Annotated in this window: 22 protein-coding genes and 1 tRNA gene; 15 read left to right on the top strand and 8 right to left on the bottom strand. The window is 53.9% G+C overall.

Annotation, left to right across the window (positions count from 1 at the left end):
• Positions 1–4: 4 nt before the first annotated feature.
• A complete protein-coding gene (trpE, locus tag ACTG3Z_RS10810) occupies positions 5–1,516 on the top strand; it encodes an anthranilate synthase component I (protein WP_439143080.1) in 1,512 nt (503 codons plus the stop codon).
• Positions 1,517–1,583: 67 nt separating this feature from the next.
• Complete coding sequence (locus ACTG3Z_RS10815) at positions 1,584–2,495, top strand: tetratricopeptide repeat protein (RefSeq protein ID WP_439143081.1); 912 nt, start codon at positions 1,584–1,586, stop codon at positions 2,493–2,495.
• Positions 2,496–2,500: 5 nt separating this feature from the next.
• On the opposite strand, the gene ACTG3Z_RS10820 is transcribed toward ACTG3Z_RS10815, so the two are convergent.
• Positions 2,501–3,877 carry a divergent polysaccharide deacetylase family protein gene (locus tag ACTG3Z_RS10820; protein ID WP_439143082.1) on the bottom strand — a complete coding sequence of 459 codons (1,377 nt, stop codon included), beginning with the start codon at positions 3,875–3,877 and terminating at the stop codon, positions 2,501–2,503.
• Positions 3,878–4,035: 158 nt separating this feature from the next.
• On the opposite strand from ACTG3Z_RS10820, the gene ACTG3Z_RS10825 reads away from it, so the two are divergent.
• The 6 genes from ACTG3Z_RS10825 to lexA all read left to right on the top strand — a co-directional run bounded on the left by ACTG3Z_RS10825 (position 4,036) and on the right by lexA (position 8,925).
• Complete coding sequence (locus ACTG3Z_RS10825; protein WP_439143126.1) at positions 4,036–4,617, top strand: anthranilate synthase component II; 582 nt, start codon at positions 4,036–4,038, stop codon at positions 4,615–4,617.
• A complete protein-coding gene (trpD, locus tag ACTG3Z_RS10830; protein ID WP_439143083.1) occupies positions 4,614–5,627 on the top strand; it encodes an anthranilate phosphoribosyltransferase in 1,014 nt (337 codons plus the stop codon). Before ACTG3Z_RS10825 ends, trpD begins: the two co-directional genes overlap by 4 nt.
• 60 nt (positions 5,628–5,687) lie before the next feature.
• A complete protein-coding gene (gene trpC, locus ACTG3Z_RS10835) occupies positions 5,688–6,506 on the top strand; it encodes an indole-3-glycerol phosphate synthase TrpC (RefSeq protein WP_439143084.1) in 819 nt (272 codons plus the stop codon).
• A complete protein-coding gene (gene moaC, locus ACTG3Z_RS10840) occupies positions 6,503–6,979 on the top strand; it encodes a cyclic pyranopterin monophosphate synthase MoaC (RefSeq protein ID WP_439143085.1) in 477 nt (158 codons plus the stop codon). Before trpC ends, moaC begins: the two co-directional genes overlap by 4 nt.
• Positions 6,976–8,148 (top strand): molybdopterin molybdotransferase MoeA, encoded by a 1,173-nt coding sequence (locus ACTG3Z_RS10845; RefSeq protein WP_439143086.1) that lies wholly within the window; start codon positions 6,976–6,978, stop codon positions 8,146–8,148. The genes moaC and ACTG3Z_RS10845 overlap by 4 nt, the downstream gene beginning before the upstream one ends.
• A 78-nt stretch (positions 8,149–8,226) precedes the next feature.
• On the top strand, positions 8,227–8,925 hold the full coding sequence (gene lexA, locus ACTG3Z_RS10850; RefSeq protein ID WP_439143087.1) for a transcriptional repressor LexA: 699 nt from the start codon (positions 8,227–8,229) through the stop codon (positions 8,923–8,925).
• Here lexA and ACTG3Z_RS10855 read toward each other — a convergent pair.
• Positions 8,922–10,970, bottom strand: a complete 2,049-nt coding sequence (locus ACTG3Z_RS10855) for a ComEC/Rec2 family competence protein (RefSeq protein ID WP_439143088.1) — start codon at positions 10,968–10,970, stop codon at positions 8,922–8,924. The two genes, lexA and ACTG3Z_RS10855, sit on opposite strands and share 4 nt — an antisense overlap.
• A gap of 84 nt (positions 10,971–11,054) precedes the next feature.
• Between ACTG3Z_RS10855 and gltX the strand changes: the two genes are divergently transcribed.
• Entirely contained in the window at positions 11,055–12,464 is a 1,410-nt protein-coding gene (gene gltX / locus ACTG3Z_RS10860; RefSeq protein WP_439143089.1) for a glutamate--tRNA ligase, read from the top strand.
• 75 nt (positions 12,465–12,539) lie between these two features.
• On the top strand, positions 12,540–13,838 hold the full coding sequence (gltA, locus tag ACTG3Z_RS10865) for a citrate synthase (RefSeq protein WP_439143090.1): 1,299 nt from the start codon (positions 12,540–12,542) through the stop codon (positions 13,836–13,838).
• 51 nt (positions 13,839–13,889) lie between these two features.
• On the opposite strand, the gene ACTG3Z_RS10870 is transcribed toward gltA, so the two are convergent.
• Positions 13,890–15,209: an ATP-binding protein gene (locus ACTG3Z_RS10870; protein ID WP_439143091.1), complete on the bottom strand. Its 1,320-nt coding sequence runs from the start codon at positions 15,207–15,209 to the stop codon at positions 13,890–13,892.
• Between the two features lie 41 nt (positions 15,210–15,250).
• Between ACTG3Z_RS10870 and ACTG3Z_RS10875 the strand changes: the two genes are divergently transcribed.
• Positions 15,251–16,162, top strand: coding sequence for an MBL fold metallo-hydrolase (locus ACTG3Z_RS10875; protein ID WP_439143092.1), 912 nt, complete (start codon positions 15,251–15,253; stop codon positions 16,160–16,162).
• Between the two features lie 75 nt (positions 16,163–16,237).
• Positions 16,238–16,312 (top strand) — tRNA-Asn (locus ACTG3Z_RS10880).
• Positions 16,313–16,379: 67 nt separating this feature from the next.
• Here ACTG3Z_RS10880 and ACTG3Z_RS10885 read toward each other — a convergent pair.
• From ACTG3Z_RS10885 to iolD, 5 genes are all read right to left on the bottom strand, one after another.
• Positions 16,380–17,345, bottom strand: a complete 966-nt coding sequence (locus ACTG3Z_RS10885) for an HlyD family secretion protein (protein WP_439143093.1) — start codon at positions 17,343–17,345, stop codon at positions 16,380–16,382.
• Positions 17,346–17,516: 171 nt separating this feature from the next.
• On the bottom strand, positions 17,517–18,344 hold the full coding sequence (locus ACTG3Z_RS10890; RefSeq protein WP_439143094.1) for a class II fructose-bisphosphate aldolase: 828 nt from the start codon (positions 18,342–18,344) through the stop codon (positions 17,517–17,519).
• Positions 18,341–19,183 (bottom strand): 5-deoxy-glucuronate isomerase, encoded by an 843-nt coding sequence (locus tag ACTG3Z_RS10895; RefSeq protein WP_439143095.1) that lies wholly within the window; start codon positions 19,181–19,183, stop codon positions 18,341–18,343. Before ACTG3Z_RS10895 ends, ACTG3Z_RS10890 begins: the two co-directional genes overlap by 4 nt.
• Positions 19,184–19,195: 12 nt before the next feature.
• Positions 19,196–20,176 (bottom strand): 5-dehydro-2-deoxygluconokinase, encoded by a 981-nt coding sequence (iolC, locus tag ACTG3Z_RS10900; RefSeq protein WP_439143096.1) that lies wholly within the window; start codon positions 20,174–20,176, stop codon positions 19,196–19,198.
• A gap of 2 nt (positions 20,177–20,178) precedes the next feature.
• Positions 20,179–22,047, bottom strand: a complete 1,869-nt coding sequence (gene iolD, locus ACTG3Z_RS10905; protein ID WP_439143097.1) for a 3D-(3,5/4)-trihydroxycyclohexane-1,2-dione acylhydrolase (decyclizing) — start codon at positions 22,045–22,047, stop codon at positions 20,179–20,181.
• Positions 22,048–22,165: 118 nt separating this feature from the next.
• On the opposite strand from iolD, the gene ACTG3Z_RS10910 reads away from it, so the two are divergent.
• Genes ACTG3Z_RS10910 through ACTG3Z_RS10920 form a run of 3 tightly spaced genes read left to right on the top strand, consistent with a single transcriptional unit; the run spans position 22,166 to position 25,334 of the window.
• Complete coding sequence (locus tag ACTG3Z_RS10910) at positions 22,166–23,269, top strand: Gfo/Idh/MocA family protein (protein WP_439143098.1); 1,104 nt, start codon at positions 22,166–22,168, stop codon at positions 23,267–23,269.
• 13 nt (positions 23,270–23,282) lie between these two features.
• A complete protein-coding gene (locus ACTG3Z_RS10915) occupies positions 23,283–24,179 on the top strand; it encodes a TIM barrel protein (protein WP_439143099.1) in 897 nt (298 codons plus the stop codon).
• Entirely contained in the window at positions 24,180–25,334 is a 1,155-nt protein-coding gene (locus ACTG3Z_RS10920; protein WP_439143100.1) for a Gfo/Idh/MocA family protein, read from the top strand.
• Positions 25,335–25,342: the final 8 nt, after the last annotated feature.

A 25,342-nucleotide genomic window follows, 5' to 3' on the forward strand; every position in this document is an offset into this window, starting at 1 on the left:
GCCCATGGCGCTGGTCCCCTCTTTCAACGATTTCGCGAAAGCCTATGACGCGGGTGAAAATCAGGTGGTCTACACGCGGCTTGCTGCTGATTTGGACACGCCCGTTTCGCTGATGCTCAAACTGACGGGCGCACAAAAGGACGCCTTTGTCCTTGAGTCCGTGACGGGCGGCGAAATACGCGGACGCTATTCGATCATTGGGATGAAGCCTGATTTGATCTGGCGTTCGCAGGGCGAAACCGCCTCTGTGAACCGCATAGCGCGTTATGACAGCGATGCGTTCGAACCAATGCCCCAAGCCCCGCTTGACGCGTTGCGCGCCTTGATCGCAGAAAGCCACATTGATCTACCCGCTGATCTGCCACAAGCGGCGGCAGGGCTCTTTGGCTATCTGGGTTATGATATGATCCGCCATGTGGAACACCTGCCAGATGTGAACCCAGATGTGCTTGGCGTGCCAGATGCGATTATGCTGCGCCCGTCAGTCATCGCGGTGCTTGACGGCGTCAAAGGCGAGGTCACTGTTGTGTCACCAGCTTGGGTCAGTGACGGTCAGTCCGCGCGCGCAGCTTATGCGCAAGCGGGTGAACGTGTGATGGATGCGGTGCGCGATCTTGAACGCCCTATGCCTGCAGCGACGCGCGACCTTGGCGATGCGCAGGATGCCCCTGCCCCTGTAAGCAACTTCACCCATGAGGGGTATTTGAGCGCTGTAGAGAAGGCGAAAGAATACATCAAAGCAGGTGATATTTTTCAGGTCGTTCCGTCCCAGCGCTGGTGCCAAGAGTTCAAGCAACCACCCTTTGCGCTTTATCGTTCGCTCAGACGCACCAACCCTTCGCCATTCATGTTCTATTTTAACTTCGGTGGTTTTCAGGTTGTCGGCGCGTCGCCAGAAATTCTTGTGCGCGTGTTCGGAAACGAAGTTACGATCCGCCCCATTGCAGGCACCCGCAAACGCGGCGCGACACCTGAAGAAGATGATGCGTTAGAAGCCGATCTTCTCGCCGATGAGAAAGAACTAGCAGAACATCTTATGCTGCTCGATCTCGGTCGCAATGATGTGGGCAAGGTCGCCAAAATTGGCACCGTGCGTCCCACAGAAGAGTTCATCGTAGAGCGCTATTCCCATGTCATGCATATCGTGTCCAACGTTGTTGGCGAATTGCACGAAGACCAAGACGCGCTGAGCGCCTTCTTTGCTGGCATGCCCGCTGGCACAGTCTCAGGTGCGCCAAAAGTGCGCGCGATGGAAATTATCGACGAGTTAGAGCCAGAAAAGCGCGGCATCTACGGCGGTGGTTGCGGCTACTTTTCTGCGGGCGGTGACATGGACATGTGTATCGCGTTGCGCACGGCGGTGGTGAAGGACGAAAAGCTCTACATCCAAGCGGGCGGTGGCGTGGTCTATGACAGCGATCCCGAGGCGGAATATATGGAAACCGTGCACAAGTCGGGTGCGATCCGCAAAGCCGCTGAAGACGCGAGCCGTTTTACGGGCAGTGGGAACGCCTGAGAGTTTTGCTTTGAAACCAGACAATCTGCGGTAAACTCATTCTCATTATACCAATGAGGATTTTCTGATGCGTTTGATTTCTTTCGCTTTGCTCACCTTTCTCGCAGCCCCAGTCGCCCATGCGGCCCCTACTCAAGAAGACGTCGCCGCCGCGCGACTGGCTTATATTGAAGGTGACTACGACGCGGCTTTGAAGGTCATCCAAGAAGGTGCTGAGGCTGGCAACGCGATGGCGCTCAATATTCTGGGTGCAGCATCATTAGATGGACGCGGTGTTGCACAAGACACTGACAAAGCGATCGAATTTTTTGAACGGGCGGCAAAAGCAGGCGAAGTACGCGGGTATTTCAATCTTGGCACGCTCTTTCTCGAAGGGTCGCCCCCTGTAGAACAGGATCGTGCGCGCGCAACTCGAGAATTCCAAAGCGCAGCAGATCAAGGCTACGCACCCGCAATGACCGCACTGGGACGGCTACAGGAAACCGCAGAGCCCCCAAATCATAAAGCTGCAGCCGATTGGTATGAAAAAGGTCACAAAGCGGGTGATGTGGTGGGCACGACGAACCTTGCACATGCCTATGTTCAGGGAATCGGGCGCAACGAAAACTGGATCAAAGCGCGCGTTCTTTACACCGAGGCTGCAGCGCGCGGATATCCACGTGCATTCAATGATTTAGGTGTCATCCACGAAGAAGGTTACGGTGTTCATATGGATCAACTCACCGCCTACAGCTTCTTCTTGCAAGCGGTGAACGCGGGCTATCCCAAGGCTGGCAAGAACATCGCAGAACTGATCCTGAAGGCACGGTTTCCTTGGTCATCCAAACACGCAGCTCTTGGGTATTGCATTTGGGCCGTGCGGACGGCACCCGACGCTGAAAAAGCGAGCTTTCAGGAAGACTGCGAAGCGCTCGTGACAGAGATTAACCCAGATGCCGCCATGCGCGAACGCGCGGAACGCTTTGCAGACCAGCTTTGAGCCAATTACCCTTCGGGCGCGTCGTCTTGCTTAAGAACCTGGCTGACAGGCACCAAAGCGACACGGCTCGCGCGATCCGCCAGCCCCCAAATGAGCAATGCTGAAATCGTTTCGGCCTGTAAACGCCCCATCATAATAACGCCGCCTTCCTGTCCCGCACGGAACGCCGCTTGATCAAGAAAACGACGCATCACGCTGGCCGACTGGTCATTGCCGTCAAAATCGCGAAACACCGTTCCAGCGGGTATACCTTCACGCTCCGCGAGTTTACGCGCAGTATTAAGACCGCTTTTCTGAAACAGCATGCCATGTCCACTGGCCAAAACAATCTGCGTCAGCTGGTCCGCCATTTCACGGCTTGTTTGGACACCTGTATCCACACCTTCCAAGATTCCAACGGCCTCAGGAACTGCAGACAGATGCGCGCTCATGGCGATTTCAACGTCTGATGGTGTGGCTCCGCGTGGCAAGTCAACAAGCGCAAGCACTTCAAATCCTTTTTCGCGGTAAACCTGCATACGATCCGTCGCATCAGGTTGGCTGGTATCGACCGCAAAGGTCAGCGGATATGGAAAGGACTCGAGCGCTTCGACGCCAAGATCGCCTTCACCCGTGTCGATCAGAACAATCGCCATGCGTGGCTTGTCGCTGTCTGCTTCAAAAGACGATGCAAACCGCTCAAACGGGGGGGGCGCAACAGCGCTTGGCGCATCAGCGTCATCATCATCTGATAGCGTCGGCAAGCGTCCTGTCGTGATAGCGGGCGCGGGATCCTCAACAGATTGTTCGGGCTGAGGAAGCGCTGCGATGATCTCATCTGTGATGCTTTCAGACGCTTGTGCGGTCGCGTTTTCCTCTGCGCTTGGTTCTTCTGTCGGTGCTTGCACTGTTTCGACGAGATCTGTTGTCGTTGGCTCAACTTCCGCTTCTGGCGCGGCTGCGACCTCCGCCTCGACCTCCTCGGTAGGCTCTGGCTCGGTAGGCTCTGGAATTGGCTCTGGCTCAACAGAGGGGTCAAACACCTCATCGTTTGCTGGCGCTGCTACAACTTCTTCCGCTTCCGGTTCGGGTGTCTCTACCTCAGCCATGTCTGTTTCCAAAGCATCACCTTCGGCTTCAACTATGTCGGCTTCAGCCTCGACAGCATCTGTCTCAGGCAAATCGGACTGAGCAGGCTCTGCACTTGCCATGGCGTCACTGTCAGGTGCATCCACGCTTTCAACAGGTGCCGTTTCAGTTTCAGCCATCTCAGGCTGTTCCATCATTGCATCGCTGGGCGCGACACCCGGTTTAAAATCAGGATAAGCCAGCGACAAGCCACCAGCGCCAGCGACTGCAACGACAGCTCCCCAAATCACTCCTGAAAACGCACCTTTTGCCACGATATGCCCGCCCTAACCACTATACTCAGTTTGGTGACAAGTTTGACCCTTTGAGGGGCGCAAGACAAGGGGCCTCTTGACCCTTGCGCACTGACCTGAACATGTATGTGCCAACTGATGCCGCTTTGCGCACAATTTGGGATAGTTTGAGAGATTTCATGCTGCTTTTGATCGATAACTACGACAGCTTTACCTATAACCTTGTTCATTATCTGGGCGAGCTCGGCGCAGATGTGAAAGTGATCCGCAATGATGCGATGAGTGCCGCCGAAGCGATGGCGTTAAATCCAGCGGGTATTTTGCTCTCTCCGGGTCCAAAAGCCCCCGCGCAAGCGGGGATTTGTTTGGAAATGGTGCGCTTGGCCGCCGATACGAAAACGCCGCTCATGGGCGTCTGTCTGGGTCATCAGACCATTGGCGAAGCTTTTGGCGGTGAGGTCGTGCGTTGTCATGAAATCGTGCACGGTAAGATGGGCCAAATAAAACATACAAACTCTGGCCTTTTCAAAGACATTCCAAGCCCATTTGCAGCAACGCGGTACCATTCCCTTGTCGTTGATCGTACCAGCCTTCCCAATTCATTGAAAATTACAGCTGAACTGGACGATGGTACGATTATGGGGTTAGAGCATGCTGAACTCCCAATCCACGGTGTTCAATTTCATCCCGAATCCATCCGGTCCGAACATGGGCATGCGATGCTGAAAAATTTCCTCAAGACGATGAAGGTTCCCGCATGAGCGACGCGTTAAAACCCCTAATTGATGCCGCAGCGGACCGCGCTTTAACACGCGCAGAGGCAGAAGCGGCCTTTGAAATTCTGTTCACAGGCGAAGCCACGCCAAGCCAGATCGGCGGCTTGTTAATGGCCATGCGGACCCGCGGTGAAACGGTAGATGAATACGCTGCGGCCGCCTCTGTGATGCGCGCGAAATGCAACGCGGTCAAAGCCCCTGATGGCGCTATGGATATCGTTGGCACAGGGGGTGATGGCAAAGGGACGCTCAACATTTCGACGGCAACCGCCTTTGTTGTTGCGGGTGCAGGTGTCCCTGTGGCGAAACATGGCAATCGCAACTTAAGTTCGAAATCTGGTGCGGCGGATGCGCTGGGTCAGATGGGTATTGATGTCATGGTCGGAGTCGATGTGGTGGAAGCCGCGCTCACAAAATGCGGAATTGCCTTCATGATGGCCCCGATGCACCACCCTGCTACGCGCCATGTTATGCCGACACGCGCAGAACTTGGGACACGCACAATTTTTAACATTTTGGGCCCTTTGACAAATCCAGCTGGCGTAAAACGCCAACTGACCGGAGCCTATCGTCGTGACCTAATCCGCCCTATGGCTGAAATATTAGGGCAGCTCGGCTCAGAGGCCGCATGGCTTGTGCATGGCGGTGACGGCACGGATGAGCTCAGCATCGCAGGTGTGTCTTGGGTGGCCGCTTTGACAGATGGGAAGATCACTGAATTCGAAGTGCATCCAGCCGATGCAGGTCTACCAGAGCATCCCTTTGAAGACATCATGGGCGGGACACCAGAAGAAAACGGCGTTGCGTTTCGTGCCCTGCTGAACGGTGAAAAGTCTGCCTATCGCGACGCCGTTTTACTCAACAGTGCCGCTGCATTGTTGGTGGCTGGAAAAGCGAGCGATCTCAAAGCCGGAGCCGAGATGGCACGCGCGAGCATCGATAGTGGTGCCGCGAAAGACAAGATCGAAGCGCTTGCAGCAGCAACTCAGGCGTAACTTCGATTGTTCTAGAATAACCGCCCGCTCCGACCCGAGCGCAAGGCATAGGAATATAGCATGACGCAAACGGCACTAGATCGCATCAAAGCGTATAAACTTGAAGAAATCATCGCAGACAAGGCGGCCAAATCTCTTGAAGCCGTCGAAGCTGACGCACGCGCCGCCAGCCCGACACGCGGCTTTGCGCAGGCTTTGATGCGCGCCTCCCGCGAGGGCTATGGCTTGATTTCTGAGGTGAAAAAAGCCTCCCCCTCCAAAGGGTTGATCCGTGAGGATTTCGATCCAGCCACCCTTGCACAGGCCTATGAAAAGGGGGGGGCAACCTGTCTTTCTGTTCTGACAGACACGCCAAGCTTTCAAGGTGCCAAATCATTCTTGACCGCTGCACGCGACGCCGTTGCCCTACCTGCTTTGCGCAAAGACTTTATGTATGACACATATCAAGTCGCTGAAGCACGCGCGCTTGGGGCGGATTGCATTTTGATCATCCTTGCCTCCGTGTCTGACACTCAAGCAGCAGAGTTGGAAGCCTGTGCCTTCGAGTGGGGCATGGATGTTTTGCTAGAGGTTCATGACGCCGCAGAGTTGGAACGCGCCACCGCGCTCAAATCGCCCCTCATGGGCATCAACAATCGCAATTTGAAGACGTTTGAGACCTCTTTGGACACAACGCGGCAATTGAGCAGGATGGTTCCGGAAGATCGCCTTATCATTTCCGAAAGCGGGCTGTTCACCCCAGCAGACCTCGCAGAAATGTCGCGCTACGGCGCGCGCACATTCTTGATCGGCGAAAGCCTGATGCGCCAAGATGACGTTGAAGGCGCCACGCGCGCATTGCTTTCCAGCCCAGCATCCAGCGCCGGTATGGGCGCATGAGCGAGCTGACGCATTTTAACGCCAAAGGCGAAGCGCATATGGTCGATGTCTCTGAGAAAGAGATCACATCGCGCGTTGCAACCGCGACAGGTTGGGTCCGTATGAGCGCTGATGCGTTTGAGATCATTTCCTCAGGGCGCGCGAAAAAGGGTGATGTACTAAGCGTTGCGCAACTCGCGGGGATCATGGGGGCCAAGAAAACCCCCGAGCTGATCCCACTCTGCCACCCCCTTCCCATCGCTAAAGTCGCGCTTGATCTAGAGCTCGACGCAGCGCTTCCAGGAGTTCAAATCAGCGCAACTGTCAAAACCACAGGGCAGACAGGCGTCGAAATGGAAGCGCTCACAGCTGTCAGCACCGCTGCTTTGACCGTTTATGATATGATCAAAGCCGTTGATAAAACGATGGAGATCGGCGGCATTCATGTGACGCTGAAGGACGGCGGAAAATCCGGCCGCTTTGAAGCGAAATGATCTCAGTTGAGCAGGCGTTAGAACAGCTTTTCGCACTAGTTGAACCACTTGAGAGCGAAAATGTTGCGCTCACCAGTGCCAATGGGCGCACCCTTGCCAAGCCGGTATTTGCCAAGCGTAACCAGCCGCCTTTTGCAGCCTCTGCGATGGATGGCTATGCGATCTACAAAAATGACTACCAAGTTGGGCGAACCCTTCAAGTTATTGGTGAATCTGCTGCCGGCGCGCGTTTTGAGTACAAAATGTTGGAAGGGGAAGCCGTTCGCATTTTTACAGGTGCGCCTGTTCCTACTGGTGCCGATTGGATCGTTATCCAAGAAGACGTTGACGCAATCGGACGCCAAATAACCATCCGCGACACCCGTGAGAGCAAAAGCTACATTCGCCCTGCAGGCACAGACTTTGAAGCTGGCGAAACTCTGGATGCACCGCAGGTTTTGACACCTCAGCTCATCGCTTTGCTGGCCTCGATGAACATCTCAAACGTGAACGTCACGCGCAAGCCAGAGATCGCAATTATATCCACCGGTTCAGAATTGGTGATGCCCGGCGAGACACCTGGCGACGATCAGATCATTGCGTCCAACACCTTCGGTCTCAAAGCAATGCTGGAAGCCAACGGCGCAAACGTGCGCGTGCTGCCAATTGCACATGACACGGCCCCCGCTTTGCGAACTGCTTTTGCGCTCACCTACGGCGCGGACCTGATTTTGACGATCGGCGGTGCATCCGTTGGTGATCATGATCTGGTTGCGGGCGTCACTGAAGAGCTCGGCATGCAACGTGCGTTTTACAAAGTTGCGATGCGTCCTGGGAAACCGCTCATGGCAGGTAAACTAGGCAAGGCTGCCATGATCGGACTGCCCGGAAATCCCGTATCAGCAATGGTGTGCGGGCAGATTTTTGTCCTTCCCGTACTGCGGGCCTTGCTTGGCTTGGGCAAAGCCCCCGCCCCTCGTCAAAGTGCGACACTTGCAAACGATATGCCCCCCAATGGCCCACGGGCGCACTACATGCGCGCGCATGTTTTAGACGGTGTCATCACCTCGTTCGAGCGCCAAGACAGTGCGCTTTTAAGCGTACTGGCTAAAGCCAACGCATTATTGCTGCGCCCGCCGCATGAGGATGCGAAACAAGCTGGAGAGGCCGTCACATTTGTTCCTATTTAACAAATCTGAACAAAACGTTGACACAAAACAGGAACATCGGTAGAACAAAGCAAAACTGCACAGCAGGAGGATGCAGATATGCTGACCAAAAAACAGCTCGATTTGCTGGAGTTTATCAATAAACGTGTGCAACGGGATGGTGTTCCCCCTTCGTTTGATGAAATGAAGGAAGCGCTCGATTTACGGTCTAAATCTGGCATTCACCGCTTGATCACCGCTTTGGAAGAGCGCGGTTTTATCCGCCGCCTTGCGCATCGTGCCCGTGCTATCGAAATCGTCAAACTGCCTGACAGCATGGGTATGGCACCTGCAGGCTTCGTTCCGCGTGTTGTCGAGGGCGGCAAACCTGATGCCCCTGCCCCGCGTGACGCAATGCCTGTGGAAGCCGTCGGCGCGATTGAATTGCCTGTTATGGGTCAGATCGCAGCGGGTGTTCCAATAGAAGCCATCGCCCATGCGTCTCATAATGTGGCAGTCCCAAGCCAGATGTTATCTGGTCCGGGCGAGCACTATGCCCTTGAAGTAAAAGGGGATTCCATGATCGACGCAGGCATCAACGATGGCGATACCGTTGTGATCCGTGAAACCAATACAGCAGACAATGGCGATATCGTGGTGGCCCTTGTCGAGGATCAGGAAGCCACGCTGAAGCGTTTCCACCGCAATGGAACAACGATCGCGTTGGAAGCGGCCAATCCCGCTTACGAGACGCGCTTTTTCTCGCATGAGCAAGTTAAAGTCCAAGGGCGTTTGGTCGGCTTGATCCGCAGCTACTAATACCCAAGACGCTGTTTTCGGAGCGTTTTATCGTTCCATAAGCGACGGCCTGCCATTTGGCGGGCGGTTTTCATATCTAGCTGACCATCCGGCAACAGCCAAATTGCAACGCTGCCCGTTTCGCGCAAGCGGGTTTGATCGAAGACATTACAAACTGCATTGCCTACGAATTTTTCCGAAAAAACCACGATATCTGAAGCCTCACAGCCCTCAAACGCGCGCAGCCCGCGTTTGCCAGCCGCCGCATAAATTTGGCCACGCCCGAAGCGCATCTTGTTGTGTGACCATTCAATCGCGGCGGTGTCTTGAAACCGGGGGTCACCATCATTCTCTAGCCAAACACTTGCGACAAAGCCGGAACCTTTGGCCTTGCTCAGAACACGGCCGTTTTCGCTTAAGACCCCCACCAATGACCCTGTGTCAGAGATCAACACGTCCGGTCGCTGAACAGTCGCCCAAGTAAAAAGAGCCGCGAATATAGGAACCATACCGACAAGTCGCGCACGACTGGCCATTAGAGCCATGGCAAGCAAACCCAAGCACAAGGCGAAAAGCGCCCAAGACGGCGGTGCTGGCACTTTATGTATCGCCCCTTCCCAGTTTGAGACCTCATCCGCCACACCTAAAATCCAGTCGAGCCCCCAACCCATCGCGCGCAAAGGGAGCCACTCAAGCCCAAAGGGCAGCAAACAAATCGCGAACACCGCCAAGGGAATGACCCATACCCCCATGAGTGGCACGGATAACAGGTTCGCAATTAACCCGAACTGCGCGATATTGTTAAAATGTGCAGCAGCGATAGACAGCGTCGCCAAACCCGCAACCGCAGATGAAATCACAGTGCCTGTAAGCAAGTTCCAAGCGAAACTCTTTGGTGCACGGCCCGCGTTACGCTGACTGAGGGCATTAAACACAACGACAAGCGCTGTGGTTGCCGCAAAAGACATCTGAAACCCGGGGCCAGTGATGGCTTCTGGGCGTCTTAGCAGGATAATGATCGCAGCCATTGCGACAGCACGCAAACTGATCGCGCGGCGCTCTAACAACACGGCACACAGCGCGACGGCAGCCATGACGAAAGCACGCTCCGTCGCGATAGAACTGCCAGATAGCCCCAAATACCCGGCAGCAGCGATCAACCCGCCGATGGATGCAAGCTTTTTGACCGCCCCACCTGCTGCCAAAACAGGGACCAGCGACAAGCCAAAGCGCAATGCAGCAAAGACAAACGCGACAAGCAGGCCCATATGCAATCCTGAGATGGCTAGTAAATGGGCAAGGTTACTATGTCGTAAATCGCGTAGCGTTTTCTGGCTCAACCCGCTGCGATCCCCGGTCATCAAAGCAGATGCAAACGCGCCTGTTTGGCCGTTCAAATGTTGGGTAATCTTATCTGAGAGCGCAAGGCGCAGCTTGAAAAAGCTTACTCCATCAGCGGGGTAGCTCGCCATTAGCAATGGCACACGTGTATAACCGACACCACCCATTTGCGTGAACCAGGCATGGCGTTGGAAATCAAAGCCCCCTGGTTCAGCAGGGCCTGACGGCGGTGAAAGATGTGCCGTTGTCATCACGCGCGCGCCCGCCAAAGGTCGTCGCTCAGCATCTGAACCGTAAAGCGAAATACGCACTTTTGCAGGCGTTTCATACGGTGCCATTCGCGCAAGCGTCACCTGATCAAACGTCACGCGCAATGCCCCAGACGCAGACCGGTCTAATCCAATCACGCGCCCTTCGACGGGACCATAATAACGCCAATTCAAAACCGGTGCCGCCACCTGTGCAGTGCGCCACGCAGCTGCCGAAAACCCCAGTGCTAAAAGGGTCAGTAGCCAGAATATAGGGCGTATCGATTCGGGTCCGCGCATCAAAAGCGCTGCGCTGATACACCCACTCGCGAAAACACAGAAAACAACCACTGTGCTAGGCTCGACGCCCATTTGAAAGAACAGCAAAATTCCAAGTCCAAGCACGACCGGCGCAAACACAAAGCCTTGCCCGAGCTCCGCGCTGAGTGCACTTTGCATGTCGCGGATGAGGCTCATAGGGGTCCTTGTCCTTGCGCGGTTCCAAAGCTATCAGGTCCTCAACTCTACCCAATTTATACTTACCGAAAGGTTAATCGCGCCATGTCCGCAGATGTCGTCACTCGTTTTGCCCCCTCGCCCACGGGCTATCTTCACATTGGCGGTGCGCGCACGGCCTTGTTCAATTGGCTCTATGCGCGCGGCCGTGGTGGGAAATTCTTGCTGCGCATTGAGGACACAGATCGCGCGAGATCAAACCCTGAAGCGACTGCTGCGATCCTGCAAGGCATGGCATGGCTTGGCTTGGATCACGATGGCGATGTGATTTCACAGTTCGAACGCGCAGATCGTCACGCCGAGGTCGCACATGAGATGCTCGCGGCCGGCAAAGCCTTCAAGTGTTTCGCAACACAGGACGAAATAGAAGCCTTTCGCGAAGCTGCGCGTGCTGAAGGGAAATCAACGCTTTATCGCAGCCCTTGGCGTGATGCAGATGCATCCACACATCCTGATTTACCCTATGTGATCCGCGTGCGCGCACCTGAAGGCGGCACAATGGTGATCCGCGATGAGGTACAGGGCGACGTAAAGATCGGCCACGACCAACTCGATGATATGATTTTACTGCGCTCTGACGGCACGCCCGTTTATATGCTTGCAGTGGTGGTTGACGATCATGATATGGGCGTCACCCATGTCATTCGCGGTGATGATCACCTTAGCAATGCAGCGCGCCAAATGATGGTGTACGAAGCTATGGGCTGGGACGTACCGGTTTTTGCGCATATCCCACTTATTCATGGCCCCGACGGTAAAAAACTTTCAAAGCGGCACGGTGCTTTGGGTGCGCAAGAATACCAATTGATGGGCTACCCAGCCGCAGGCATGCGCAACTATCTCGCGCGTTTGGGCTGGAGCCACGGTGACGATGAGTTCTTTTCTGACGAGCAGGCGAAAGCGTGGTTCGATCTGAGTGGAATCGGCAAATCACCTGCTCGCTTTGATACCAAAAAGCTCGAACACCTGTGTGGTCAGCATATCGCGAGTGCCAACAATGCTGCTTTGCAGCAAGAATTGCTTGAATTTATGAGCGCGCGCGGGGATGACCCCCTTAGCGATCCAAAGATATTGCTTTTGTCAGCAGCTATGGATTGCTTGAAAGAAAGAGCCAAAACATTTCCAGAACTACTTGAAAAGGCTGAATTTGTCTTGACCGATAGACCAATCGTTCCGGACGAAAAAGCCAGCAAGGCGCTTGATTCAGTATCCCGTGGTATACTGAACGCGTTGACGCCGCATTTGCAAAATGCTAGCTGGTCACGGGACGCTTTAGAGGCCGTTACCTCAGACTTTGCCGAAGCGAACGGTACCAAGTTTGGAAAGATGGCAGGGCCTCTTCGCGCAGCACTTTCTGGACGTGCTGTGACACCAAGCGTATTCGATATGTTGCTGGTTTTGGGCAAAGAAGAGTCCCTTGCTCGTATTTCTGATGCGGCGAACCACACAGGGTAAGACTTCGGTAAGACCCAGCAGTTACACGGACCCGAAAGCGATCCGCGCTTCGGGCAGATTTGAAAAGGGATATATATGTCTGATACCGCCAAACGCAGCGCTACGCTGAGCTTCGATGACACGTCGGTTGAATTGCCGATCTACTCGCCAACTGCCGGCCCTGATGTCCTCGACATCCGCAAGCTATATGCGCAAGCAGGTGTGTTCACCTATGATCCTGGTTTCACCTCGACCGCGAGCTGCGACAGCACCATTACGTTTATTGACGGTGGCAAAGGCGAACTTTTGCACCGTGGTTACCCTATCGACCAGCTTGCAGAAAACTCCCATTTTCTAGAAGTTTGCTACCTTTTGCTCTATGGCGAGCTGCCAAAAGCGACAGAGCTTGAGCACTTCGAGCAAACCATCACACACCACACAATGCTGCATGAGCAGATGGTAAACTTCTTCCGAGGTTTCCGTCGCGATGCACACCCGATGGCGATTATGACCGGCGTCGTTGGTGCGATGTCAGCCTTCTATCATGACAGCACGGACGTTAACGACGAACGCCAGCGTGAAATCGCATCACACCGTTTGATCGCAAAAATGCCAACGATTGCTGCATGGGCTTACAAATATTCAGTTGGTCAACCGTTCGTTTATCCGCGCAATGATCTTGATTACGCGTCCAATTTCTTGCGCATGTGCTTCGCGGTACCTGCAGAAGACTATGAAGTGAACCCGATCCTCGCCCGCGCGATGGACCGTATTTTCACACTTCACGCCGATCATGAACAAAACGCGTCAACGTCAACTGTACGCCTTGCGTCGTCTTCCGGTGCAAACCCGTTTGCTTGTATTGCTGCTGGTATTGCTTGCCTTTGGGGGCCTGCACATGGTGGCGCGAACCAAGCTTGCCTCGAAATGCTGCGCGAAATTGGCACGGTAGATCGCATTCCTGAGTACATCGCGCGCGCGAAAGACAAGGATGATGATTTCCGTCTCATGGGCTTTGGTCACCGCGTTTATAAAAACTTCGATCCACGCGCGACAGTGATGAAGCAATCTGCAGATGAAGTGCTTGAACTGCTCGGCGTAGACAACAACCCAACACTTCAAGTTGCTAAAGAGCTGGAGAAAGCTGCGCTAGCTGATCCGTATTTTGCAGACAAGAAACTCTTCCCGAACGTTGACTTCTATTCTGGCATTATTCTTGAGGCGATGGGCTTCCCAACATCCATGTTCACGCCCATCTTCGCGGTTTCCCGCACAGTGGGTTGGGTCAGCCAGTGGAAAGAAATGATCGCAGATCCACAGAACAAAATTGGACGTCCTCGCCAGCTCTATCTTGGTGAGACCCAGCGCGACTATACGGACATCGAAAACCGCTAAGCGCACTCAAATAACAATCAAAGCCCCGCCTGTTCAAACGGCGGGGCTTTTTTATGCACCAATCACAATTTCAGCGCACAAGCCCCCAAGCTTTTCACTTTTAGAAAACCGCAAGCTACCGCCATGCGCGCGCGCAATGTCATTTGTGATGGCAAGCCCAAGCCCAACACCTGTTCCTTTATCCTGATTACGTGCGGGATCAAGACGAACAAATGGTTTCACGGCTGACCCATATTGGCTCTCTTCAAGGCCTGGCCCGTCATCTTCCGCCCTAAAAACCACTGTCTTTTCAGTACGTAGCACCGATAATTCTGTTTTATTCCCATAGCGCACCGCATTGCCCACCAAATTGTCCAAAGCGCGCCGGATCGAGACCGGGTTCAACATCACGGCTGGACCTTCATCTTCAATCAACATCTTTGCGTCATTTCCCATGCGCACCGCATCCTGTACAACGTTGCGCATTATCGTCAATGGATCGCATAGCGCCTGCTCCCCTTCCGCGTTACCGCTGGCAAAACTCAGAAATTCATCCAATAACAGCCGCATATCTTCTACGTCTCGTTCAAGTGGTTCACGGTCTGAATCATCCAACATCGACAAACCCAACTTCAGCCGTGTTAAAGGTGTTCGCAGATCATGGCTGACCCCTGACAGCATCATTGTGCGCTGCTCAATTTGTCGCTCGATACGCGCGCGCATAGACAGAAACGCATTGCCGGCAGCGCGTACTTCCACAGCCCCAGACGCGCTATATGGCAATGTCTGCCCGCGTCCAAATGCTTCAGCAACACGGCCAAGACGGGTGATCGGGCGCAACTGATTGCGCAGATAAAAATAAGCGATAACGGTCATCAAAACACCGAAAAACAACATATTTACGAGTAGTTGGTGAGGGTTCGTCGCTGACACTCGGGGGCGGTCAAACCCGATACGCAAAATACCTAATTGCGTATCTGCATAGGCCGTTATCCGGTGATCATCTGGCATTTCAACGCGCTGCACCTCTCTTAAGTTTTCACTCAACGTGCGCACGACGACGATCCCGGAAAAATCATACCACCGCCGTAAGTTTTGCTCGGGCACTTGCGCTTCGCTCACAAATGCAACGTCAAAACGCAAACTGCGCGACAGATTACGCACATCTCCCAATGCGCTCGCTTGCGTGGGTGCCCCTTGCATTTCATTCAACAAATAACGCAATTCAAGCGCCACGCTGCGACTCATTTGCTCAGTCACGCCTTCAAAGTGACGTTGAATGAACACGACCGACACGACCAGTTGCAAAGTCACAACCGGTAGGACCAGAATAAGCGCGGCGCGACCATAAAGCGAACGCGGCATATAGCGTTTGAGCCAAGCGAAAGACATGTCATAACCTACGCATAAGCGCGTTAGAGAGGAAAGAGGCGATGGACCTAGCAGACTTTAATCCGCCGATCGGCGTCGCAGAAACACTTGCACCCAACTTGCGTCGCGTGCTCGCGCCAAATCCCTCACCGATGACATATCGCGGCACGAACACCTACTTGCTTGGCGCGCAAGACATCGCCGTAATTGACCCTGGCCCAGAGAGCCAAGCGCATTTGGACGCGATACTGAAGGCATGCAAAGATCAAACGATCACCCATGTCGTCGTTACGCACTCGCATGTGGATCATTCGCCTTTGGCCAAAAACCTGTCCAAGGCGACAGGTGCGCCCATCCTTGCGTTTGGCCCAAGCTCTGCGGGTCGCAGCAAAGCAATGCAGGCTTGTTTGGAAGCGGGTATGAACAGCGGTGGCGAAGGAATCGATCCTGATTTCACCCCAGACAAGTTGCTAGAAGACGGTGAAACTTTCAAAGCAGGCGATCAAACGCTCAGAGCTTGGCACACGCCCGGCCATATGGGCAATCATATGTGCTTTGAATGGGATAAGACATTGTTTTGCGGAGATCTTGTCATGGGGTGGGCCAGTTCGCTCGTTTCTCCGCCTGATGGTGATCTCACTGATTTTATGGCGTCTTGCTTCAAAATCCGTGATCTACGCCCGCAGGTAATGCACGCAGGTCACGGAGCACCGATCACCGACCCAATGGAGCGGATTGATTGGCTCATCGCGCACCGTAAGTCGCGCGAAGAACAGATCATAGAACATCTCTCAAAGGGCTCAACAACGGCCCTCAACCTTGCGCAAGCGATCTACACAGACACACCAGCTGCCTTGATCCCAGCTGCAACGCGAAATGTATTTGCACATCTCATTGATCTTGAAGGTAAAAAATTGATTGTACGAGATGGCATTCCAAATGAGGAAGCCTTGTTCACTCTCTTTGCAACTTAATTCAAAGAAAAACGTGTTTTGCGCGTAAATCCCTCTGGACGCCGCAAACGCGCATTGCTAATACACGCGAAGTGATCCGGCGTAGCTCAGCGGTAGAGCAGTTGACTGTTAATCAATTTGTCGTAGGTTCGATCCCTACCGCCGGAGCCAATAAATACAAAGCCTTAGCAAGAAATTGCTAAGGCTTAGATTTTTTAAAGTGGCCTATTCAGCTCTATTATGAAGCATCCACCATCGTTTGCACTTCGACGGCTTCGTTTAAAAACAAATCTTGTGCGCATGTTTCGTCGACTTCAATCGACGATTTTATGAATTGATTTTCAACATCGGCCTGCGTGCCAATCCAATTAATCGCACCATTGCAGGCACTGCCGTTGAAGCGCTTTATCTTCACCGGTGCACCGATGGACACGCCAGACGACCCTTCCCCAACCAGTTGGTTCACACGCACAAACATCTCAACCGACTTCTGAGACGGCGTGTAGATTTGCGTGGCAGAAGTTCGCGCAGTGACACAATCACCTACATTTGACTCAAAATCGAGCAGCACACCGTCAAAAGGCGCGCGCACTATAAGATCTTCCAGTGCGTCTGTTTGAGCACGCAGTTCTAAACTGCCAATCCTGAGCGCAATTTCTGCGCGTGACTTTGCTGAAATGGCACTGGCCAGAGCTTCACGCGCCTGATCTGTCGCAAAGTTTGTGTTCATCATTCGGCTCTCGACGCCTTCCATTGTTGCCTCATTCACCAAACCGCGCCGAAATATCTGCTCCGTGCGCGCAAATTCTTTAGCGACCAAAGCCTGCTCTTGCGTGCGCCGGTTCACGCTGGCCTCAGCGGCATCAATCGCCAATTGCCGCTCTGACACTGCGGCTTCCAGATCTGCAACGCGTGCCATTGCGGTTTCGTATGATAATTCAGCAGCTTGCGAATCCAGCTCAACAAGCACTTGTCCTGCTTGCGCGTTTCCAGTGCGGCGCGCAGTTTCTGACACCGTGACGATACAGCCACTTGTTTCGTACGAAATACCTGTGATGTCTCGCGCGACAACCGTTCCAGCAAATGACACTGGCTCCAAGCCGTCCGCGTCGTCATTTGATTGAGCCAAGACAAATGGCGCGTTGGCAAATGTCATTGCTGCGCAGATCGCAACAGCTTTGAGCGTTTGGGATTGGTTCATCATGTGACAGCCTCCGACTGAAGCGCGCGCATGAATGCCGCCCTTCGTGTATCAGCAGCGTGGGCAAATTTGGACGCTAAAGCAAGGATTTTACAAACTTGGCGTGATCGTCGCTGATCTGCGATCGAGTAAGCGATCTCGCTAGACCTGTCCTCAACACATCCTCAACCGCGTTCACGCCTTCAAAGCACTCAACACGTGACGCGTGGCAGCAACCATAGGATCATGGGTTTCTTTTAAAATGCTAACCCTATCAAAACGAGAGGGGTCAGCATTCACCGCATCACGCAGCGCCGCTCCAAACACCATTCGCAGCTCGGTTCCGATGTTGTACTTACAAATATGGGTATTTTTCGCAAGCCGCGCGCGTTGTTCCACGGGCACGCCAGAGCCGCCATGAATGACCAACGGCACGTTCGTCAAAGCTTCGATCGCTGCAATTCTCGCCTCGTCTAAGCCACCTTCTTTATTCTGCTGCAGATGCACATTCCCAACAGATATCGCCATCGCATCAACACCCGTTTCACTGGCAAAAAGCGCGGCTTCTTCAGGATCTGTACCGGCCGATTGCTCCCCGTCAGAATAACCGACAAAACCGATCTCTCCCTCACATGATATACCCGCTGCATGCGCCAGTTCTGCAATTTTGCGCGTCTGCGCAATATTTTCAGCCAAAGGGCGACGGGAGCCATCAAACATCAATGACGTAAACCCGTTATCTAGCGCTTCGGAACATTCATCGTATGTGTAGCCGTGATCCAAATGCGCAACGACAGGAACGCTGGCCGCTTCTGCAAGATGGCGAAACATCTTGCCCAAGACAGGTAACGGCGTGTGTTGGCGACACCCTGGGCCAGCCTGCAAGATAACGGCGCAATCCTCAGCCTCCGCGGCGGCTACGAATGCGCGCATGTCTTCCCATCCCAGCGTCACCAATCCAGCAACGGCATACCCGCCCTTCAACGCGGGTTGCAGCACATCAGCAAGGGTCGCCAAGCTCATTTGAATTTGGCAATCATATCTTTGATGCCGGGAATAGTTTCAATTTGATAGGCGTGCGAGGGTTGGAAATATTGCACCAAAGAACGCTGCGAAAGCCCTCCAAGAATTGTGAAGTAATACATCTGATACCCCGGCAAAACCGCACAGGGATGATAGCCATTGTCGATGCAAATCGTCGAACCATCAACGATATGATACGCGTCGCCGGGCTGGCCATCTTCGCGCTGCAACATCTGAACACCGGACCCGTGCTTTGGCTTAAAACGGAAGTTATATGTCTCGTCGTGCCGCGTTTCTTGCGGGAGACGGTCTGTGTCATGCTTGTGCGATGGAAACCCAGACCAACCGCCCTCGCCCACCGTGAACAGCTCTGACACCAGCAAACGACCGACTTTATCGTGATACTTGGTGCCGAGTATGTGCTTGATTTTGCGATGTGTTTTCGTGTCATCTGACCCATATTGCACCAAATCAAGCTCATCAGAGCGCACTGCAAATGCATCCAGAACTTTGTCATACAAAGCGCCAGCCACAAAAATCTCTGCCTCGTCCGAGGTGCACACGATCTCTGCTTTGGCCGCTGTGGGCACATACACGCCCTCTGGCTCACCCCCCCAAACATCCTCGACACGGCCACCGATATCAGCCGCTTTAAACCCCTCGACATTCACATCAATCGATCCTGTGGCAGGGACGATACAGGTTTCATAACGGGGCACGGCATATTCAAACGCCTCGCCTTTTTTAAGCTTTACGATGTTGAAATAGTTCAGCGGCACCGTGGGATCATCCGCATCAACAATAGGCTTATTTTGGTTGTCAAAAGGCGCGATATGCATGGTTATGTTCCTTTAAGCAGCGGTCGGGCCGGGATGTTCGGCCAAAAAAGTTTCAAGCGTTTTAGTATCGGCCATCGCAGGGGCGCACCCGGCTCTGGACACAGTCACAGACGCGCAAGCTGAGCCACGCAAAATTGCTGTCTTCAGATCATGCCCATCCGCGATAGAAGTTACAAATCCGGCCATGAAACTGTCCCCTGCCCCTGTTGGTTTGAGCGCATCGACAGGATAAATCCCAGTGCGGATTTCTTCGCCATTTGCAAAGGTAATCGCGCCCTCTGGACCCATTTTGTAAACCACAATCGCGGCGCTGGTTTCAGACAATTCACGCGCTTTGGCGAGGCCTTTGTCGATGGAACCGGCCATAAAACCGAACTCCTCATCATTGCCCACAATCATGTCGCACTCGGCTGCGGCGCGGCTCAACACCTCTGACGCCACTTGTGGCGAGGGCCATGAATATGGGCGATAATCCACATCAAATATGATTGGAACGCCCGCCTTTTTGGCCAGTGAAAATGCATGAAACGTTGCTGCGCGCGATGGCTCGGCGGCGAACACAGTACCCGCTGTGATGAGCGCGCCGAATTTGGCATAGTCAACAGCCTCTACGTCCGCGATGTCCATCTGAAAATCCGCCGCACCATTGCGATAAATGACCGATTGGTGATCTTGGACGCGACTTTCATAAATTGCGGTGGAGTTGCGAAACTCACCAGCAACGGGCGTCACATGATCCGCATTCACCCCATAGTTTTTGAGCTGCTGCACACAGTAGCGCCCCACTGCATCGTCAGAGACGCGCGTGACCAATGCAGATTTGCCCCCAAGCTTGCAGATACCAGCCGCAATATTAGCGGAAGATCCGCCCATGCCCACTTCAAGCATTTGAGCATCTTCAATCGCAACCCCTGGAGGATCAGGATATAAATCCATACCCACACGACCGATCACCACGAAATTGTTCGCTTTGATACCCTCGATAAGTCCCATGGTTACACACCTTTCCGCTGACGGTCTCGTGTCGCTTCCTGATCCACATGTGCCGCCTGAACTTTCGGGTTTTTCGTGACATGCGGTGTGCCCACTTCCCACCACGTATGGCCCTCGGTCGTCCAACCCTCATATGGGTCAACTTTGGCGCAGATCACATAAGTTTTGTCGCTCACTTTCGCGCGCTTAAACGCTTCTGCAAGACCCGACATTTCCACTGTTTCCGCCTCTGCACCCATAGCGCGCGCGTGGGCTTCAAAATCGACACTCACTTGCCGCGTCGCGGTGGGCGTATCTGAGATCAGGTTGTTAAAACTCTCGTTGCCAGTATTGTTTTGAAGCTTGTTGATCACCGCAAACCCGCCGTTATCAAGCACGAGAATAATCAGCTTCTTGTCCGTCAAAACGGATGAATAAACGTCTGAATTCATCAACATGTATGAGCCGTCACCTGTAAACACAATCGTGTCCCTGTCCGGCTCGATCTGTGCTTGCGCAATGCGCGCGCCCCATCCGCCCGCAATCTCGTAGCCCATGCAGGAAAAACCGAATTCCACATCAACCGTGCCAATATCAAGCGTTTTCCAATTCGCCGTGACCTCAGCAGGCAAGCCCCCCGCGGCCGCGACAATGCGATCACGCGGATCACACAGCTCATTCACGACCCCAATCGCTTGCGCATAGGACGCGGGGCCATTTCCGACACGCGTGTTTTCAGCAACGTAAGCGTCCCACCTAACGCGCTCCGCTTTGGCGCGCTTGGTCCAATCGTTGGGGGCTAAGTAACCTTCGCCCGCTTGCGCCAAATCCGTCAGCGCAAGTTTTGCATCGCCAACCACCGTCACCGACATATGTTTTGCCGCATCATGTCGCCCTACATTCACGCCAATGATCTTCGCATCTTTGGCAAAAGCGGTCCAAGAGCCAGTCGTAAAGTCCTGCAAACGTGTTCCAACGGCAAGGATCACATCCGCATCCTGTGCAATCGCATTAGCACTGTCAGAGCCTGTGACGCCAATAGGTCCAATATTCAAAGGATGGTCATGCTTCATGTTCGCGCGGCCCGCGATGGTTTCAACAACAGGTATCGCGTGGCTTTCTGCAAAGGCAGTTAACTCCTCAACAGCACCAGAATACTGCACACCACCGCCCGCGATTATCATGGGTCGCTCAGCGCGCTCTAAAAGCGCGATAGCCTCAATGATTTCATCGGCATCCGCAGATTGACGGCGAATGCGATGCACTTTTTCGTCAAAGAACGACGCAGGGTAGTCATATGTCCATCCCTGAACATCTTGTGGCAAGCCTATGAACGCGGGTCCGCAATCTGCGGGGTCCAACAGTGTCGCCAACGCGGCGGGTAAAGACTGAAGTATCTGCGCCGGATGCGTGATGCGATCCCAAAACCGTGACACCGCTTTGAAGGCATCATTCACACCAAATGTCGGATTTCCAAAATGCTCCAACTGCTGCAAGACAGGATCAGGCAGCCGCGTCAAAAACGCATCCCCACATAGCATCAACATCGGCAAACGGTTCGCATGCGCCAAGGCCGCGCTCGTCAACAGGTTAGCGGTTCCCGGTCCAGCACTCGCGGTGCAAAACATAAAGCGTCGACGCAAATGGGCTTTTGCATAGGCTGCCGCAGCAAACCCCATGCCTTGTTCATTCTGCCCACGGTACAGCGGAAGCACATCTTTATGATCAAAAAGCGCTTCGCCCAGACAGGTCACATTGCCGTGGCCAAAAATGCCAAAACCGCCACCACAGACACGGGTTTTCGCGCCATCAATCTCAATAATCTGCGCGGCCAAATAGCGAACGATCGCCTGCGCTGTAGTCAATGTGATGGTCTCTTCAGCTTGCCCCATTGCGCTCTCCCAGATGGCTAAGTACCCACTCTATCAACAATCCTATTGACCAGTAGACCTAAACGAGGATACCCATTTTGCAACCGGTTGCAAAGCCTTTTTGGAGAGGATTTCAAGGATGACACAAATCAGAATAGGAATCGTCGGCGGCGGCTATATGGGCAAAGCACATGCAGCCGCATATGCGAGCGTTGGCACCATATTTGAAACCAACCTGCGCCCAGTGCTCGAAATGGTCTGTGCAACTTCACCCGCATCTGCCGAACGCTACAAAACCAAATTCGGTTTCAACCGATGCACGACAAATTGGCAAGACTTGGTAAATCACCCTGACGTTGACGCCGTGATCATCGCCTCCCCACAATCCACGCACCGCGCTATTGCAGAAGCCGCTTTTGCGCTCGGCAAACCTGTGTTTTGCGAAAAGCCCCTTGGTGAAACGCTTGAAGACAGCCGCGCCATGCTCGCCGCTGCCGAGACAGCTGGCGCAATCAACATGGTGGGCTTCAACTACATTCGCACCCCCGCTTCCCAATACGCACGCAAATTGCTGGGCGAAAACGCAATCGGTGACGTCACATATTTTCGTGCAGAAATGACCGAAGACTTCTTCGCTGATCCCGCAGCCCCCGCCACATGGCGCACCTCAGGCATGGCGAATGGCTGCATGGGCGATCTTTCTCCGCATATCATAAACTGCGCGCATGCGATGATGGGACCGATCAAATCCTTGAGCGCTGTCGTTCAAACCGTTCACAAAATGCGCGGTAGCGAAGCAGTCACCAATGATGATCAAGCGCAATTCATGATGGAATTCGAAAACGGGGTCAGCGGCCATATCCACGCCAGCCGCATCGCGACGGGCCGGAAGATGGGTTACGCCTACGAAATTCACGGCTCCAAAGGCATGATCCGTTTCGATGGCGAAGATCAAAACGCTCTGCATCTGTATATTCGCGAGGGCGACGCGGCCACACAAGGCTTTCGCAAAATTTTGACCGGTCCCGCGCATCCGGATTATTTGCCCTTTTGCCAAGGTCCCGGTCATGGCACAGGCTACCAAGACCAAATCATTATCGAGGCTAAGGATTTCCTGACCGCCATCGAGACCAAGCAAAACATCTGGCCCACTTTCCGCGAAGGCATGGAAGTGAACCGCATTGTCAAAGCAGCAATTGATTCAAGCGAAAAACGCGCTTGGGTGAATGTCGCTGACTACTAAAGGACTGAAAGACATGATCAAAATCGGGAATGCGCCCTGCTCATGGGGCGTTGAATTTGCGGATGATCCGCGCAATCCAAGCTGGCGCAAAGTCCTGCAAGAGAACGCCGAAGCAGGCTATACAGGTATCGAACTTGGCCCCGTCGGGTTCATGCCAGAGGACCCTGCCATCCTATCAGACGCACTTGATGAATTTAACCAAGAGCTCGTTGGCGGTGTCGTCTTTCGCCCCTTCCACAACCCTGACGCTTGGGATGATGTGATGGACGGGTCCGTGCGCACTTGCAAAGCGCTCAAGGCCCATGGCGCAGAGCATCTGGTTCTGATCGATTCAATCTCGCCGCGCCGCGCCCCTACCGCAGGGCGCGCTGATGAGGCAGAGCAAATGGACAAAGCAGAATGGAGCGCCTATCGCGACAAGATAGCGACCATCGCGAAAATGGGTGCTGAGGAATACGGCTTGACTGTTGGCATCCACGCCCATGCCGCAGGCTTTATGGATTTCGAACCAGAGCTAGAGCGTTTGTTAAATGAAGTTGATGACGCGATCCTCAAAATTTGCTTCGACACAGGCCACCATTCCTACGCAGGGTTTGACCCCGTCGCGTTCATGAAAAAACACATCAACCGCATCAGCTACATGCACTTCAAAGATATCGATCCCAAGGTGAAAGCTGAAGTCGTCAAGAACCGTACCGACTTCTACACCGCTTGCGGCGAAGGTATATTCTGCAATTTGGGCGACGGCGATGTGGACTTCCCCACTGTCCGCCAAATCCTGCTCGATCACGGCTTTGAAGGCTGGTGCACCGTAGAGCAAGACTGCGACCCAACCTGCACGACTTCCCCGATTGATGACGCAAAACTGAACCGCACATATCTTCAATCTATCGGCTTTGAGGGCGCATAAATGACAAAACTTAAATGGGGTATGATTGGCGGCGGTGAAGGCAGCCAGATCGGTCCGGCACACCGCTTGGGCGCGGGCCTTGATGGCTTGTTTGAATTCACCGCCGGTGCATTGGACCACCGCGCGGCTGAAGGAATAGACTACGGTCAGCGACTTGGGCTTGGTGATCGCGCCTATGGGTCTTGGCAAGAAATGCTCGCAGGGGAATCAACGCGCGAGGATCGCATTGATCTGGTCACTGTCGCGACCCCCAACTCTACGCATTTCGAAATTACCAAAGCCTTCTTGGAAGCGGGTTTTCATGTGTTGTGCGAAAAACCTATGACAATGACCGTCGACGAGGGCGAAGAAATCGTGCGCATCGCCGAAAAGTCGGGCAAAATTTGCGCTGTGAACTATGGCTACACGGGCTATTCTCTTGTGCGTCACATGAAAGCGATGATCGCGCGCGGTGACATTGGTAAAGTGCGTTTGGTGAATGCCGAATTCGCGCACGGCCATCACGCAGACGCTGCGGATGCGGACAACCCACGCGTCCGCTGGCGCTATGATCCAGCGCAAGCAGGTGTGTCCGCGCAATTTGCAGATTGCGGGATTCACGCGATGCATATGGCGTCATTTGTAACGGGTCAGGAAGTCACGAAACTCTCTGCGGACACTGTTTCTTGTCTCGAAATGCGTGTGCTTGAAGACGATGCGATGGTCAACTTTCGCATGGATGGTGGCACCGTTGGCCGCCTCTGGACATCCTCCATCGCGATTGGCCGTCAGCATGGGCTTGGCATCCAGGTCTTTGGTGAAACGGGCGGCTTGCGCTGGTCACAAGAACAGCCCAACCAGCTTTACTACATGCCCCTTGGGGGCCGCTTGCAGGTGATTGAGCGCGGCGAAGCCAACCTTTCGCCAGAAGCGGACCGCACCACGCGCGTCACGATCGGCCATGCCGAGGGCATGCCATTGGCATTTGCAAACATCTACAAAGATCTCGCTGAAGCAATCAGTGCGCAAAAAGAAGGCCGTGAGATGGACCCCGCCGCCAACCTTTATCCCCGTGCACAAGATGGTCTGCGTTCGATGGCGGCCGTTGTGGCTGTGGCGGAAAGTGGCAAACAGAATGGCGCATGGCTCGATGCCCGCCCACCGATGTTTCAATAAAACAAGGC

Source organism: Planktotalea sp. (assembly GCF_965659345.1).
Lineage (GTDB): Bacteria > Pseudomonadota > Alphaproteobacteria > Rhodobacterales > Rhodobacteraceae > Planktotalea.